14 protein-coding genes are annotated in these 14,596 nt (G+C 58.6%); all 14 read right to left on the bottom strand.

Translation table 11 applies throughout. The features are described 5' to 3' along the window. Window positions 1-8: 8 nt before the first annotated feature. The 14 genes from VHB22_RS05800 to mce all read right to left on the bottom strand — a co-directional run bounded on the left by VHB22_RS05800 (window position 9) and on the right by mce (window position 14,587). The gene (locus VHB22_RS05800) at window positions 9-881 is read right to left on the bottom strand and encodes a phosphatidate cytidylyltransferase (protein WP_325456009.1); all 873 of its coding nucleotides are present in this window, start codon (window positions 879-881) and stop codon (window positions 9-11) included. A 9-nt stretch (window positions 882-890) separates the two neighbouring features. Continuing rightward, window positions 891-1,649 (bottom strand): isoprenyl transferase, encoded by a 759-nt coding sequence (locus tag VHB22_RS05795; protein WP_325456008.1) that lies wholly within the window; start codon window positions 1,647-1,649, stop codon window positions 891-893. A 78-nt stretch (window positions 1,650-1,727) separates the two neighbouring features. Then, window positions 1,728-2,291 (bottom strand): ribosome recycling factor, encoded by a 564-nt coding sequence (gene frr / locus VHB22_RS05790; RefSeq protein WP_325456007.1) that lies wholly within the window; start codon window positions 2,289-2,291, stop codon window positions 1,728-1,730. 86 nt (window positions 2,292-2,377) lie between these two features. After that, entirely contained in the window at window positions 2,378-3,112 is a 735-nt protein-coding gene (gene pyrH / locus VHB22_RS05785) for a UMP kinase (RefSeq protein ID WP_325456006.1), read from the bottom strand. A 92-nt stretch (window positions 3,113-3,204) separates the two neighbouring features. Next, on the bottom strand, window positions 3,205-4,128 hold the full coding sequence (gene tsf, locus VHB22_RS05780; protein ID WP_325456005.1) for a translation elongation factor Ts: 924 nt from the start codon (window positions 4,126-4,128) through the stop codon (window positions 3,205-3,207). 89 nt (window positions 4,129-4,217) lie between these two features. Further along, window positions 4,218-5,207 (bottom strand): 30S ribosomal protein S2, encoded by a 990-nt coding sequence (locus VHB22_RS05775; RefSeq protein ID WP_325456004.1) that lies wholly within the window; start codon window positions 5,205-5,207, stop codon window positions 4,218-4,220. A gap of 353 nt (window positions 5,208-5,560) precedes the next feature. Next, complete coding sequence (locus VHB22_RS05770; protein WP_325456003.1) at window positions 5,561-5,929, bottom strand: hypothetical protein; 369 nt, start codon at window positions 5,927-5,929, stop codon at window positions 5,561-5,563. A 104-nt stretch (window positions 5,930-6,033) separates the two neighbouring features. Further along, window positions 6,034-6,282 (bottom strand): hypothetical protein, encoded by a 249-nt coding sequence (locus VHB22_RS05765; RefSeq protein ID WP_325456002.1) that lies wholly within the window; start codon window positions 6,280-6,282, stop codon window positions 6,034-6,036. 127 nt (window positions 6,283-6,409) lie between these two features. Next, the gene (gene dnaE, locus VHB22_RS05760) at window positions 6,410-9,961 is read right to left on the bottom strand and encodes a DNA polymerase III subunit alpha (protein WP_325456001.1); all 3,552 of its coding nucleotides are present in this window, start codon (window positions 9,959-9,961) and stop codon (window positions 6,410-6,412) included. Between the two features lie 76 nt (window positions 9,962-10,037). Further along, entirely contained in the window at window positions 10,038-10,763 is a 726-nt protein-coding gene (locus VHB22_RS05755; protein WP_325456000.1) for an ABC transporter ATP-binding protein, read from the bottom strand. 5 nt (window positions 10,764-10,768) lie between these two features. After that, on the bottom strand, window positions 10,769-12,037 hold the full coding sequence (locus tag VHB22_RS05750; protein WP_325455999.1) for a lipoprotein-releasing ABC transporter permease subunit: 1,269 nt from the start codon (window positions 12,035-12,037) through the stop codon (window positions 10,769-10,771). A gap of 89 nt (window positions 12,038-12,126) precedes the next feature. Continuing rightward, the gene (gene proS, locus VHB22_RS05745) at window positions 12,127-13,659 is read right to left on the bottom strand and encodes a proline--tRNA ligase (RefSeq protein WP_325455998.1); all 1,533 of its coding nucleotides are present in this window, start codon (window positions 13,657-13,659) and stop codon (window positions 12,127-12,129) included. A gap of 254 nt (window positions 13,660-13,913) precedes the next feature. Continuing rightward, window positions 13,914-14,126, bottom strand: coding sequence for a DUF1467 family protein (locus tag VHB22_RS05740; protein ID WP_325455997.1), 213 nt, complete (start codon window positions 14,124-14,126; stop codon window positions 13,914-13,916). Window positions 14,127-14,182: 56 nt separating this feature from the next. Then, window positions 14,183-14,587, bottom strand: coding sequence for a methylmalonyl-CoA epimerase (mce, locus tag VHB22_RS05735; protein ID WP_325455996.1), 405 nt, complete (start codon window positions 14,585-14,587; stop codon window positions 14,183-14,185). Window positions 14,588-14,596 lie beyond the last annotated feature (9 nt).

The following is a 14,596-nucleotide window of genomic DNA, read 5'->3' as shown; positions in this document are numbered from 1 at the left end:
CCATTGTCTCAAGATCCGTAGAGGAGCGCACGAGCCGGCGCATAAGCGTCGATCGCGAAAGCAATCAGAGCAGCGGCGATGCTCGCCGTGACGACGCCGTCCATCCGGTCCATGACGCCCCCGTGTCCGGGAATCAAGTCGCTGCTATCCTTCAAGCCGAAATGGCGCTTCAAGGCACTTTCGGCCAAGTCTCCGCCTTGTGCAATCAGCCCCAGAATAAGGCCCAATGTTGCAAGCCAATGCGGCGATCCGGAGCCCGAAATCCAGGAAAAGAGAGCGCCTGCAATACCGGCCGAGACCACCCCGCCGAGAAGGCCCGACCACGTTTTATTGGGAGAAACCGCTGGCCACAGCTTCGGGCCCCCAACCGTTCTCCCGCTCGCATAGGCCCCCACATCGGTAACGACGACGCTGATCAGCACGAATAGTGTCGCCAGAAATCCGAGCGGCTCGTCGTTTCGAAGCCAACCGAGGGCGACGACCGGAAGCGCAGTATAGAGAACACCGAGACCAGAAAGCTGCGCTTTCCCCGTCCCGAAGACCAGCGCCGCAACGGCGATCGCACCGATAATGACTGACGCGACGCCGAGTCCTGCCATGTCGGTTGCGCTCAAACTCGCGGCGAGAAAAATTGCCAGAATGTTGATGACCATTCCGGTGTCGGGCATCGGCCCGCGCACCATCCGTCCCCATTCCCAGCACATCGCGGCGGCCATCAGAAACATCATTGCCGCAAACGTTGTCGAACTCAAATACGTCAGCACCAGAGCGACGATCCCGAGCGCCGCACCTGAAACGATACGCTTGGCCAGCTCCGGAGATACAAAATCAAGTCGGCCGGAAAGGAATTGCCAACGATCGTCAGGCTTGCCAGCGGACATCACGCAGCCTCACGCGGTCGATCGTTTGGTCAAGCCGCCAAAGCGGCGTTCGCGCGACCAGAACTCACGGATCGCACCCTCGAAGGCGGCTTTGTCGAAATCCGGCCAATAGCAATCCAGGAATACGAACTCCGAATACGCCGTCTGCCACAGCAAAAAATTGGAAAGTCGCATTTCTCCGGAGGTGCGGATCAAAAGATCGGGATCGGGAATGCCGGATGTATCGAGTGCATCGGCCATGCGGCCGACATCGATTGCAGCGGGATCGAGCTTGCCAGCGGCCACCTCTTCTGCAAGCCTCCGCGCTGCTTTCGCAATCTCTCCACGCGAGCCGTAATTGAATGCGATGACGAGCGTCAGCCGATCGTTGCCTTTGGTCAGTTCGACCGCTTCGTCGATGAGCGTCATAAGTTCGGTATCGACGTGCTGACGCTCACCGATGATCCGGATGCAGACACCGGCTTTGTGAAGCTCGGCGAGGTCGCGCCGGATGAACCGTTTCATCAGCCCCATCAGGTCATCGACTTCGTCGACCGGCCGCTTCCAGTTCTCCGATGAGAAGCTGAAGATCGTCAGATACGTGATCTCCAGCTCAATGGCCGTGCGCACGGCCCGCCGCACCGCCTCGACACCCTGCCGATGACCAAGCGTTCGCGGCATCCCTCGCTCTTTGGCCCACCGGCCGTTGCCATCCATGATAATGGCGACATGGCGCGGCGGCGTCAGGGCGAGGGCCCCGTCATCGGAAGGCTTCGGTGCTGCCGCCACTATCGGATAGCCTCTGAAATGAAGCGTCAAAAGGCGCGTAAAAACCCGAGGCGCCCCGGCCGCCTCGCCCTCAATACATCAGACTTTCTGAATTTCAGCCTCTTTCGTGACAAGAGTCGCGTCAACCTCCTTGATGAGCCGGTCCGTCAGCTCTTGAACCTTCTCGGATTGGCCGCGATGGTCGTCCTGGCTCATCTTACCGTCTTTTTCGAGCTTCTTCAGAACGTCCATCGCCTCGCGGCGCACGTTGCGAATGGCGACTTTGGATTGCTCGGCATACTTATGAGCTAGCTTTACGAGTTCTTGGCGGCGATCCGCCGTGAGCGCCGGAATAGGAAGCCGCAGAACCTGCCCGTCGATGATCGGGTTAAGTCCGAGATTAGCTTCCCGAATACCCTTCTCAACAGGCGTGACGTTGCTGCGATCCCAGACCTGAACCGATATCATCCGCGGCTCCGGCACCGAAACGGTCGCAACTTGGTTAAGCGGCATCCGCGAGCCATAAACCATCACCTGCACCGGATCGAGAAGATTGGCGCTGGCGCGCCCCGTTCGAAGCCCCGAAAACTCGCGCTTCAATGCGTCAATCGAGGCGCGCATGCGCTTCTCGATTTCGTTGATATCGTGCGTAGCCAAAGACATGCGTTATCCTCCGAGCGAGCCGGACGCGCTAAGCCGCGACAACCACGAGGACGCGCGGCGCAGAAGCGCGAACGCGACCGCGGCTTTCAACCGGTTGCCTCGATGATCGTCTGCCGCGCTTCTCCGCGCAGCACCTTCAAGAGATTGCCCGGTTCTTCGATGGAACCCACAATTAGCGGAAGTCCGTTGTCCCGGGCAAGTGCAATGGCCGCTCCATCCATCACCTTGAGATCTTTAGCTAAAACTTCCGAATAACTGAGACGGTCGAAACGCTCCGCGTTCGGGTCCTTTTTGGGATCGGCGGAATAAATGCCGTCGACCTGCGTCGCCTTCAAAACCACCTCGCAATTCATCTCTATGGCGCGCAGTACGGCAGCCGTATCGGTCGTGAAAAAGGGATTGCCCGTTCCAGCGGCGAACAGCACGACCTGCGACTTGGAAAGATAGCCTAGCGCCTTCGGCCGGACGTAACTTTCGCAGACCGTCGGCATCGGAATGGCCGACAGAACGCGCGATGCGACGCCCTGGTGATCGAGCGCATTCTGAAAGGCGAGCGCGTTCATGACAGTTGCAAGCATGCCCATATAATCGGCAGTCGCGCGGTCCATGCCCTTTGCGGCCCCGGAAAGTCCGCGAAAAATATTACCGCCGCCGATAACGATCGCGACCTCGGCGCCCGCCGCCGTGATCCCCTCGATATCACGCGACAGCCGGTCGACGACCGACATATCGATGCCGTAGTCCTGCTGCCCCATCAGAGCTTCGCCGGAAAGCTTGAGCAGCAGCCGCTTATATTTGAGAGGCGATCCCCGCGCTGCCATCGCTTCATCTCCCATCGACATGATACAAAAAACCGGCCGATCGAACCAATCGGCCGGTCGATACCTACAGCGGCAAAGCGATTCCGCCTAGCCTAACTGCCGCTCGCGAGCTTTCGGACTTCTTCGCCGAAGTCCTCTTCTTTCCTGTCGATGCCTTCGCCGAGTGCATAGCGAATGTAACCTGCAACCTTGATCGGCGCACCTGCGCGGCTCTCGGCCTCTTTCATGGCCTGCGCCACCGTTTTTGTTGTGTCGTGAATATACTGCTGCTCAAGCAGGCAGCTCTCTTTCGCGAACGCCTTGATCCCCCCCGCGACGATCTTCTCCAGAATGTCAGGCTTCTTGCCCTGGTTCTTCTCGGCAAGGATTGCCTTCTCGCGTTCGATTACGTCGGCTGGAACGGCAGAAATGTCGAGTGCGGTCGGATTCGTCGCCGCGACGTGCATAGCGAGCATTCGGCCGATTTCGAAAAGCGTCGGCTCATCGCCGGCACTTTCCAGAGCGACGAGGACGCCAATCTTGCCGAGACCGTCGGCGACCCGGCTATGGATGTAATCGGCAACGACACCCTCCTTCACGGCGATCGCGGACGTCCGTCGCAGCGTCATGTTCTCGCCGATCGTGGCAACCGCTTCCTGGAGTTGCGTTTCAACCGTATTTTTCGTGCCCGGATACGTTGCGGCGAGAAGCGCCTTGAGGTCGCCCTTCGCAGCCGGGGCGAGCCCGGTAATGTCGCGCACCAGAGTCTGGAACTGCTCGTTGCGTGCGACGAAGTCCGTCTCCGAGTTGACCTCGACGACCGCGCCTTCACGGCCCTTCGCAACGATACCGATAAGGCCATCGGCAGCGATGCGGCCCGACTTCTTTGCAGCCTTGGAAAGGCCCTTCTTGCGCAACCAATCGACGGCGGCTTCGATATCGCCGTTTGTTTCCGTCAGCGCCGTCTTGCAATCCATCATGCCTGCGCCGGTCATATCGCGCAGCTTCTTCACATCAGCGGCGGTGATCGTCGTCATCCTGTCACCCATTAGGTTTGAGGCGCCGCGAGGCGCCTCTTTTGGTTCTGATTTCCGGTTCGAACCCGCGGCGCGGGCCGAAGACCGCCTTATGCGGCGGTCGCCTCTACGAGCTTCTTAGCCTGACCTGCCCAATCTTCCTTGGCGATCTGGCCCTTGAGTTTCAGCTGCCGATCGAGGGCTTCGGTATGATCGGCATCGAGATCGGCAATCTGCCAGAAGTGATAGACGCCGGCATCGTTGAGACGCTGTTCGAGCTTCGGCGTGATGCCGCTGATACGCTTCAAATCGTCGGCTTCGCCGCGCGGCGCTTCGATGCCTTTGAACGTAACCTTCGGCAAATCTTCAGCCGGCGGCGATTCGGAAGCACCGACATCGACGCCCGAAGCACCCTGCGAGCGCTCCAGTCCATCAAGCGCGGCGCGCGCCATCAGATCGCAATAGAGCGTGATCGCGCGGCCAGCGTCGTCGTTACCCGGAACCGGATAGTCGATGCCGTCCGGATCGCAATTCGTATCGACGATGGCAACGATCGGAATATTCAGCTTGCGCGCTTCCTGGATCGCGATCGATTCCTTGTTCGTATCGATGACGACGAGAAGATCCGGCGTGCCGCCCATATCCTTGATGCCGCCGAGCGACTGGTTGAGCTTATCGCGCTCGCGCGTAAGATTGAGGACTTCCTTCTTTGTGCGGCCCTGCGGGTCGGCAAGAATATCATCGAGCTGACGAAGGCGGCGGATGGACTGCGAGACCGTCTTCCAGTTCGTCAGCGTGCCACCGAGCCAGCGATGATTGATGAAGTATTGCGCGCTGCGCTTTGCGGCTTCGGCGATACCTTCGGAAGCTTGCCTCTTGGTCGCGACAAAGAGAACGCGCCCACCACCCGCGACGGTATCAGAAACCTTAAGCAGCGCCTGATGCAGCATCGGCACCGTCTGCGTAAGGTCGACGATATGAATTTTGTTCCGCGACCCATAGATGAACGGAGCCATCTTGGGGTTCCAGCGGTGAGCCTGGTGGCCAAAGTGAACGCCAGCTTCCAAAAGCTGACGCATGTTGAAGGCAGGAAGCGCCATCGAAAAGTTATCCTTTTCCGGTTAAACCTCCGCAAGACTGAGAAGAGATTAGCAAGCAATTCCAATCGCTTGCGTTTCTCCACCGGAGCGCGACGCGGGGCTTTTCATCCGCATGGCGCATGGTCTCGCGTGTGAGATGGCGGCTGTATACGGGGGATTGCAGAAATGCGCAAGCGACACGTGGGGCTGCCGGGAAGAAACGCGCCAAAGTTGCAGAGGCTTCAAACCTGCCCGGCAATAAAAAAAACGACACGCTGTCGGCATCCGATCGAAATCGGCAGCGTGTCGTCTATTTTTTGGAAGGCGACGCGATCAATAAAGAGCGTCGCAAATGCCCCGTGGAATTACACGAATTACTTGCACTTGCCGTCGAGCGTCGTCATCGCCGCATCCATCGCATTCGCTTCCGGCGTTCCATCAGCAGCGTCCTGACCGGCATCCCAGGCGTTCTCGAAACCTTCGCCGAGCGTGTTGAAATACCCGTCTATTTCATCGCTCGCCGCTTCCGCTTTCTTTTCGTCGTCTCCAACTTCGTCCATCTTCTTCGACATCGCACAATAGGCTTTCACCTTCGCAGGATCAGACGCGGCAGCTTCGAGATTTTTCTTGATGTCGGCCGCACTCATTTTCGGCGCAGGCGCGTCATTGGCATCCTGATCTGCGGCGTGAGCAACGGGAGCAAGCAGCAAAGCGGCGACCAAAGCAGCGTAGAATTTTGACATGTTTTGCCTCGTTGTTGGCTAGCTCGGGGTGCGGAGCTATGCACTCAAACTGTGTCAGAAGAAGGCAGCGCGGAGCGCTACCTTCGACGAAAGCATCTGGTCACTTAGCGATAATACCGCCAGTAGCAGTGACGGCGATGATGACGCCATCTGCAAACCCACTTGCGGTGCCTCTTCCAATGACGGCGCTTGTAATACCGCTTCTTGTAATAAACGTGCTCAACTGCAGATTTGTCAGCATGCGCGCTGATGCCATTGAGGCTCACACCAGCAACACCCGCATTCGCAGCCGTGCCGGCCGCGCCGAAGGTGACGGCAGCGAGAACCGCTGCTGCTATCAGGCTTTTTTTCATTAAGGGCTCCTATCTGGTAGGCGACGCTTCGCAGCGTCTGAACCCCTAACGCTTAACGGATAAAAAAGCCGTCGTTGACGACACAGATTTTTTAAAAGCCACGAGTGTAACATATATGCCGCGCGGCTTAAGCTTCCACCACTTCTCTAACGACAGCGAGAGCCGCGATACGCCCCGCATCCTGCGGAGAAATATCGTATCGGCCGGGTAGAACAAATTCCATTTCACGGCCGCGATCGAGCAGCGGCAAAACGATTCTGACTTCGCCGCCACCGCGCACCGCTGGCTTTAAACGACTGCTCATCTCCGACAGCTTCTCTGCGTTCGAACGGCCGCATTCTCGGTGATCGAGCACAAGCTTGAGATTGCGAGGAACGCTCGCCGCCGCTTTGTCCAACGCTTCGATAGACTGCACCCGCATCTTCAGCGTGTCGCCATCACGCTCGGCTTCGACGGAAACGATGACGGGCGTACCCGGTTCGAGCAACTCGCGGCTGGCAGCAAGTGTGTCGGAAAAAATCACCGCCTCGAATTGTCCTGTCGCATCGGAAAACATAGCGAACGCGAACTTGTTGCCCTTCTGGGAACGGCGCTCGCGTGCCGCGATAACGACACCTGCGAGACGCCCGGCTGTCGCTCCCCGCTGCGTCAGCGCCTCGAACTCGGTGAATTTGCGAACCCCAAGCTTTTTCAGCACGCGTTCGTATTGGTCGAGCGGATGCCCCGAGAGATAAAAGCCGATAGCCTCGAATTCTGCCGCCAGCCGGTCCATTGGCGTCCAGCCTTCAGCGGCACGCAAAACGAGCTCGGCCGGTTTTCCGCCCGAACCAAAGAGATCCGTTATCCCTTGCGCTTCGTCGGCGTTTCGCCGTTGCGCGGAAGCTAGGATCGTATCGGCATTCGCCGCGACGACGGCGCGATTGTCGCTCAGGGCATCGAAAGCGCCACCCTTCGCGAGCGTCTCGATCGCGCGCTTGTTGAACGCCTTTGCATCGACGCGCGCCGCAAAATCCGCCAGAGACGTAAACCGTCCGCCAATATTGCGCTCGTTGACGACGGATTCGACGGCGCCCGCGCCAATATTTTTTAAAGCCGCGAGCGAATACCGGATGGCGCCGCGCTCGCTGTCGCCACTCGTAGGCTCGACCCCGAAGTCGACACCCGATTGGTTGACGCACGGCGGCAGCATGCGAATGCCGGATTTGCGCGCTTCGGACGCAAACATCGCGAGCTTATCGGTGTTGCCCATATCGAGCGTCATCGAAGCTGCAAAGAACTCCTCGCGGAAATTCGCCTTCAAATACGCCGTATGATAGCTGACGAGCGCATAGGCCGCCGCGTGCGATTTGTTGAAACCATAGCCGGCGAACTTATCGACAAGCTCAAAAATATAAATCGCCTCGTCCTTCTTGACGCCCTTGGCAACAGCGCCCTCCACGAAGCGGGCCTGCTGCTTCGCCATTTCGGCCTTGTCTTTTTTACCCATCGCGCGACGAAGCATGTCAGCCTGTCCGAGCGTGTAACCGCCCATCACCTGCGCGATCTGAATAACCTGCTCCTGATAAATGATGACGCCGTAGGTTTCTTTCAAAATACCTTCGAGCATCGGATGCAGGTAATCGACGGGCTCTTCGCCGTGCTTGCGGTTGATGTAAGTCGGGATGTTGTCCATCGGACCGGGGCGATAAAGCGCTACCATGGCGATGATATCCTCGAAGCGGTCGGGTTTGAGCCGCTTCAAACTTTCGCGCATGCCTGTGCTTTCAAGCTGGAAGACACCTGCCGTATCGGCCTTCGCCAGCATTTCGTAGGTCGCTTTATCGTCCAGCGGCAAACTCGGAAGATCGACCGTAATCCCGCGCACGTTTTTGATGAGATTGACGGCCTTTTCGAGAACAGTGAGCGTCTTCAAACCGAGAAAGTCGAACTTTACGAGACCGGCCGCCTCGACCATCTTCCAGTTGTATTGCGTGATCGGAAAATGAGATTTGGGATCGCGGTAGAGAGGAACGAGCTCTTCGAGCGGCCGGTCACCGATCACCATACCCGCTGCGTGCGTCGAAGCATGACGATAAAGCCCTTCGAGCTTTTGTGCGATTTCAAGTAACCGCGCGACGATAGGCTCGCGATCGCGCTCCTCCTGCAGTTTTGGTTCGCCTTCGATCGCTTCCTTTAAGGTAACGGGATTGGCCGGGTTATTCGGCACGAGCTTGCACAGCCGGTCGACCTGCCCGTACGGCATCTGCAGCACGCGCCCGACGTCGCGGAGCACGGCCCGAGCCTGCAGCTTTCCGTGCGTGATGATTTGCGCAACGCGATCGTCGCCGTACTTTTTCTGCACGTAATCGATGACGCGGTCGCGCTTCTCCTGACAAAAATCGACGTCGAAGTCCGGCATCGAAATACGCTCGGGATTGAGAAAGCGCTCGAACAGCAATCCAAACTGCAAAGGATCAAGATCGGTGATCGTCAGCGCGTAAGCGACGAGAGAGCCCGCACCCGAGCCACGCCCCGGACCGACGGGAACGCCATTCGCTTTCGACCATTTGATGAAGTCGGCCACGATAAGAAAGTAGCCGGGAAACTTCATCTGCGTGATAACTTCGATCTCGTAGGCGAGCCGTTTTTCGTAATCCTCGACGGTGAAACCTGACGCCGGTCCATGCGCATCGAGACGACGTTTTAGCCCCTCGATGGCCTGTTTCTTAAGCTCTGCTGCCTCAAGACGGAAATTCTCGATCTCGCTCAGGCTATCGTCGGCCTTCACGAAGCGCGGCAGGATCGGCTTTCGACCTTCCGGCCGCGCCGTGCAGCGCATGGCGATTTCGATCGTGTTCGCAAGAGCCTCCGGCAGATCAGCGAACAGCGCCGCCATCTCGGCTTCGCTCTTGAGATAGTGTTCAGGACTTGCACGCCGGCGATTGTCCTCCACGACATAACGGCCATCGGCGATACAAAGCAGAACGTCGTGCGCTTCGTAATCGCCTCGTTCGGCAAAATAGCACTCGTTTGTCGCGACGATCGGAATACGCCGCTCGTAGGCAAGATCGAGTAAATCCGGCTCGACATCGGCTTCCTCCGGAAGACCGTGCCGCTGAAGTTCGACATAGAGACGGTTGCCAAAAATCTTTTCGAGCGTTTTGAGGCGGTCGGCCGCGAGATCGCGTTGACCGTCGCGCAACGCCGCATCGATCGGACCGAGCGGCCCGCCTGTGAGCGCAATAATGCCTTCGGAAAATTCTTCGATACGCGCGATCTTCACGTGAGCGGCTTCATCGGGCGCGGGCTCGAAATAGAGCGCCTTCGACAGTCGCATCAGGTTGGCGAACCCGTCGCTCGTCATCGCGAGCAGCGCAATCTTTCCGGCAGGCTTACTGCGCGGCTCATTGCTCAGCGCCCGAAGAGCCGAAGGTTGCGTATCGCGATTGTCTCCAAAATCGACGTCGATCGAGCCGCCGACGATCGGCTGCACACCGGCGCCCCAGAGCTTTTCGGAAAACTCCAGAGCGCCAAAGAAGTTGTTGGTATCCGTCAGCCCAAGCGCAGGAAAATTCATGGCCTGCGCAAGCTTGGCGAGCTTCGCGATCGGCAACGCGCCCTCAAGCAGCGAATACGCCGAATGAACCTTCAGATGAATGAATTGGGGCGCTTTGGGCGGCAGTCGAATCGGAGAATTCATGCCGCCAATGTACGCCAAGCACGTATACCGGACACCTCGATCCCCGAATGGCGCACAGCTAAAAAGCGAATATCTCTTAGCGCCCCATGGATGCCGGTTCCAGCTCGACCAGCCTGCCCTCATGGACCTGAAGCACTCTGTCCATTCGCCGCGCAAGCTCGATATTGTGGGTCGCGATCAATGCCGCCACCCCCTGACGCCGAATAAGCTCGACCAGTTCGCGAAACACGTATTCAGACGTGTGCGGATCGAGATTGCCCGTCGGCTCATCCGCGAGCAACAATCTCGGCGAATTCGCAAGCCCGCGACAGATGGCGGTCCGCTGCTGCTCGCCGCCCGAAAGCTCGGCCGGCCGATGGTCGGCACGTTCCGCAAGACCGAGGCCGCCAAGCAGATTGCGCGCTCGCGCTTCCGCGGCCTTCCGGCTTCGACCGAGAATAAGTTGCGGAAGAACGACATTTTCCAGCGCCGAAAACTCCGGCAGCAGCTGGTGGAACTGATAGACGAAGCCGATCTCCTTGCGCCGCAGCCGCGTGCGCTCGGCTTCCGAAAGCGTCGCGCAATCGCGACCGTTGAGAAACACGCGGCCGCTCGACGGCGATTCGAGAAGCCCCGTGATGTGCAGCAGCGTCGATTTACCGGCACCCGACGGTCCAACGAGAGCGACCGCCTGCCCAGGCCAAAGAACGGCGTCGACGCCCGTCAGCACAACGATCTCGCGCTCGCCCTGGCGGAAGCGCCGCGTCACGCCTTCGAGTTTCAGGATCGGCGAAAATGTCGTTCCGGCAGGAGATGTATCCATGGCCATCACTCGTACCGTAGCGCTTCGACGGGATCGAGACGCGACGCGCGCCAGGACGGATACAGCGTCGCAATCACCGACAGAACCAGCGCCATGATGACGATGCCCCCCGTCTCGTGCGGATCGATGTCGGTCGGTAGCTTCGTCAGATAATAGACGCTGGGATCAAAGACGGTCGCCCCCGTGATCCACGAGGCGAAATCCTTGATGCGCTCGATGTTCCAACAGAAAACGACGCCCAGCACGAAACCCGCCAGCGTCCCCACGACGCCAATCGATGCACCCGTTATCAGGAACACGCGCATCACCGCGCCCTTCGTCGCGCCCATCGTCCGGAGAATTGCAATATCCCGGCCCTTATCCTTCACCAGCATCATCAAGCCGGAGATGATGTTCAGCGCCGCCACGAGCACGATAAGCGACAAGATGATGAACATCACGTTGCGCTCGACCGAAAGCACGTTGAAGAACGTCTCGTTGCGTTGCCGCCAGTCGGCAACCGCAATGCTCGGACCGCCGGCCCTAAGAATTTCAGAGCGAAAAGCTGCGACATTCTCGGGATCGTTGACGACAACCTCGATCACATCCACTTCGCCGTTCTTCGCGAAATACTTCTGCGCCTCCGCAAGCGGCATGAAGATCATCATGCGATCGTATTCGCTCATGCCGAGTTCAAAGAGCGACGTGATCTGATACGACTTTGATCGCGGCGCGGTCCCGAACGGTGTCGCGGCACCACGTGGCGAAACGAGCGTCACGCGATCCCCGAGACCGACGTGCAATTGGTTCGCAAGCCGGACGCCCATCGCAATGCCGTCCTGCTTATCGAAGCCGTCAAGCGTTCCGGCACGTACGTTCCCGGCAACGAGCTTCAGCGATTTAAGATCTTTCTCCCGCACGCCCCGGACCAGACCGCCAAGCGCCTGCGTGCTCGACGAAACCATGACTTGGCCCTCGATCACCGGCATCGCGGAGACAACTCCGGGCACCTGTTTGATCTTGTCGGCCATCTGCTGATAATCGTCAAAACGATCGGCAAGCTTCTGCACGATGACGTGGCCGTTGAGGCCCATGATCTTCGCAAACAGGTCGTGACGAAATCCATTCATCACCGCCATGACGATGATGAGTGTCGCCACACCGAGCATGATGCCGAGAAACGAGAAGCCGGCAATGACCGAGATGAACCCTTCTTTGCGCCGCGCCCTAAGGTAGCGTCCGGCAATCATCCACTCGAAACGTGAAAAGGGCTTGGTGTCCCGGACGTCCGTCATGATTGCCCCTCGCTCCGTCTGGCCCTGGGTGCGCGCCGCATCGCACCTCCCTGTGTCGCAGTTAAGGCCGCCTCCGCTTTTTCAGCCTTTTAATAGGCCCGTGCGACCAGAACATACTCCTTTGCCGGTTCTCCCGTGAAAAGACATGCCCCCTTGACAGCATCTTGCGTGAGCGGGGCGTTGCGAATCGTCAGTTTCAGCGCCTTGAGCCGATCAGCGATGGCTTCAAGGCTTGCCCCCTCCGGACGCACCCATGGGACGCGGACCCAGCCCTTGAACGCGGCGCTTTCGTCCTCTCCCCCCGCCGGTCCGAAATAATCGGCAAGCTCGTCAAACGACGTGAGGTTCGAGACAATATTACCGTCGAGCCGCGCCTTGGCTTCGGCATAAAGATTTGCCTGGATCTCCTTCAGCAACTCCTGTGCAGCCCCGACGAACGATGTGCGCGGCTGCGTGTGTGAGATGACTTTGTCGCCGTCACGCAGCCGGTCGCGACGCATGAACGTCACGTTTCCACCGCTCGCATCGCGGCCTCCAATTTCGACGATGATCGGAGCCCCACGGCGCACCCAGTTCCATCGCTTCTCGGCCGATTTGATTGGTTTGAGATCGACAAGCGTACGAATGCCGGCCGCCTTCAATTCCCTTTCAAGCGATGTGCAGTATTCGACGAGCGCGGCATCCTCCGGTTTCTCCCGCAGCATCGGCACGATGATGATCTGGCGCGGAGCAATCATCGGCGGCAGCCGTAAACCGTCGTCGTCGCCGTGAGTCATGATCACGCCGCCGATCAGGCGCGTCGAGACGCCCCAGCTCGTCGTATGACAGAACGTGAGTTGCCCATCCGCGTTTTGAAACTGAATATTCTGTGCCTCGGCGAAGTGCGTGCCAAGATAATGCGACGTGCCCGCCTGCAACGCCTTTCCGTCCTGCATCATCGCTTCGATGGAGTAGGTGTTATCGGCGCCCGGAAAACGCTCGTTCGCCGGCTTCTCGCCCGCAATGACCGGCATCGCCAGCACATCTTCGGCAAATGAGCGATAGACTTCGAGCATCTTCAAGGTTTCGGCGACAGCATCCTCACGGTCGGCATGCGCCGTATGTCCTTCCTGCCAAAGGAATTCGGCCGTGCGTAAAAAAAGACGCGTCCGCATTTCCCAGCGCACTACGTTCGCCCATTGATTCACAAGCAATGGCAGGTCGCGATAGCTCTTGATCCAGCGCTGAAACGCATCGCCGATGATTGTCTCGGAGGTCGGGCGAACAATCAACGGTTCTTCGAGCTTGGCGTCCGGATCGACAACCAGCTTGCCACCCTCGTTCTTCAAGCGGTGGTGTGTGACGACCGCCATCTCCTTCGCGAAGCCTTCGACGTGCTCGGCTTCCTTGGCGATGAAGCTCATAGGGATGAACAGCGGGAAATAGCAGTTGTCGTGCCCCGTATCCTTGATGCGCTGATCGAGTTCCGCCTGGATACGCTCCCAGACACCCCAGCCCCAGGGCTTGATGATCATGCAGCCACGGACAGGGCTCGTCTCCGCCATATCGCCATCGCGCACGACAGCCTGATACCAATCGGGAAAATTCTGTTCGCGGGTGACCGGAAGCGCGCGCTTACTCATAGGCCCGCTCCGACGCGTGCCGTTGCGCGGCAGGTAGAACACAGACAGATAGCATCGGAAGACGCATTGTGATCCGCTCGTCGATTTCTGCGCGGGCGAACCGCGCCGGGTTGGTCATGGGTGCCAAAAGCAAGCCCAAGTACCCCGTTCATGGCGACCTTGCAACGTCGCAACGCCGTCGTCGCCAAGCCGGCGTGAACGACGAGTGGTCTGAAATGCGAAGTGCAAACGCGAACGCACGACAAACGGCGCGCTCAGTAATTTGCAATGATCGTATAAACAATGGCAAAAACACCAGCCGTCACGACCGTATTGACGCAAAACACCTTGAACATGTTGATCCTGTGCGGGGCGCTTTCTGGCGTGCCGGGAACCACTTCTCCAGCTTCGTCCTGCGTGTGGGCGAAAAACGGCAGCACCGCAAAGAGGGTGATAAACCATAAGACAAAGAAGGTCGCGACAGCCACCGATGTTCGCATCGTCTGTTTCCCTTCGGTCTTCGGACGCGGGATTGCGGCCCGATCTATACTTGCTCTAGCTCGACGAGGGTGCCGCAAAAATCCTTCGGATGCAGGAACAGCACGGGCTTGCCGTGCGCGCCGATCTTCGGATTGCCGTCGCCGAGTACGCGAGCTCCCTGTGCCCTCAGCTGATCACGTGAGGCGATGATGTCCTCAACTTCGTAGCATACATGATGAATGCCGCCGTCGGGAGCTTTTTCGAGAAATTTCGCAATTGGCGAATTTTCGCCGAGCGGCTCAAGCAGTTCGATTTTCGTGTTCGGCAGATCGATGAAGACGACGGTAACGCCATGTTCCGGTTGTGCGGTGGGTTCCCCGACCTTGGCGCCGAGGGCGTTTCGATAAACCGATGCAGCCTTTTCGAGGTCTTTGACCGCGATTGCGACATGGTTCAAACGTCCGATCATACGTCTATC

The sequence above is a fragment of the Hyphomicrobium sp. genome, assembly GCF_035548195.1.
Lineage (GTDB): Bacteria > Pseudomonadota > Alphaproteobacteria > Rhizobiales > Hyphomicrobiaceae > Hyphomicrobium_B.
The sequence above is the reverse complement of the archived record's forward strand: the minus strand, read 5'-3'. Positions and strand labels throughout refer to the sequence as shown.

Excerpts from the sequence above, each read along its gene's own strand:
- VHB22_RS05800 (WP_325456009.1), bottom strand. The coding sequence starts at position 881 with ATGTCCGCTGGCAAGCCTGACGATCGTTGGCAATTCCTTTCCGGCCGA.
- frr (WP_325456007.1), bottom strand. The coding sequence starts at position 2,291 with ATGTCTTTGGCTACGCACGATATCAACGAAATCGAGAAGCGCATGCGC.
- pyrH (WP_325456006.1), bottom strand. The coding sequence starts at position 3,112 with ATGGCAGCGCGGGGATCGCCTCTCAAATATAAGCGGCTGCTGCTCAAG.
- tsf (WP_325456005.1), bottom strand. The coding sequence starts at position 4,128 with ATGACGACGATCACCGCCGCTGATGTGAAGAAGCTGCGCGATATGACC.
- VHB22_RS05775 (WP_325456004.1), bottom strand. The coding sequence starts at position 5,207 with ATGGCGCTTCCTGCCTTCAACATGCGTCAGCTTTTGGAAGCTGGCGTT.
- VHB22_RS05770 (WP_325456003.1), bottom strand. The coding sequence starts at position 5,929 with ATGTCAAAATTCTACGCTGCTTTGGTCGCCGCTTTGCTGCTTGCTCCC.
- VHB22_RS05765 (WP_325456002.1), bottom strand. The coding sequence starts at position 6,282 with ATGAAAAAAAGCCTGATAGCAGCAGCGGTTCTCGCTGCCGTCACCTTC.
- dnaE (WP_325456001.1), bottom strand. The coding sequence starts at position 9,961 with ATGAATTCTCCGATTCGACTGCCGCCCAAAGCGCCCCAATTCATTCAT.
- VHB22_RS05755 (WP_325456000.1), bottom strand. The coding sequence starts at position 10,763 with ATGGATACATCTCCTGCCGGAACGACATTTTCGCCGATCCTGAAACTC.
- VHB22_RS05750 (WP_325455999.1), bottom strand. The coding sequence starts at position 12,037 with ATGACGGACGTCCGGGACACCAAGCCCTTTTCACGTTTCGAGTGGATG.
- proS (WP_325455998.1), bottom strand. The coding sequence starts at position 13,659 with ATGAGTAAGCGCGCGCTTCCGGTCACCCGCGAACAGAATTTTCCCGAT.
- mce (WP_325455996.1), bottom strand. The coding sequence starts at position 14,587 with ATGATCGGACGTTTGAACCATGTCGCAATCGCGGTCAAAGACCTCGAA.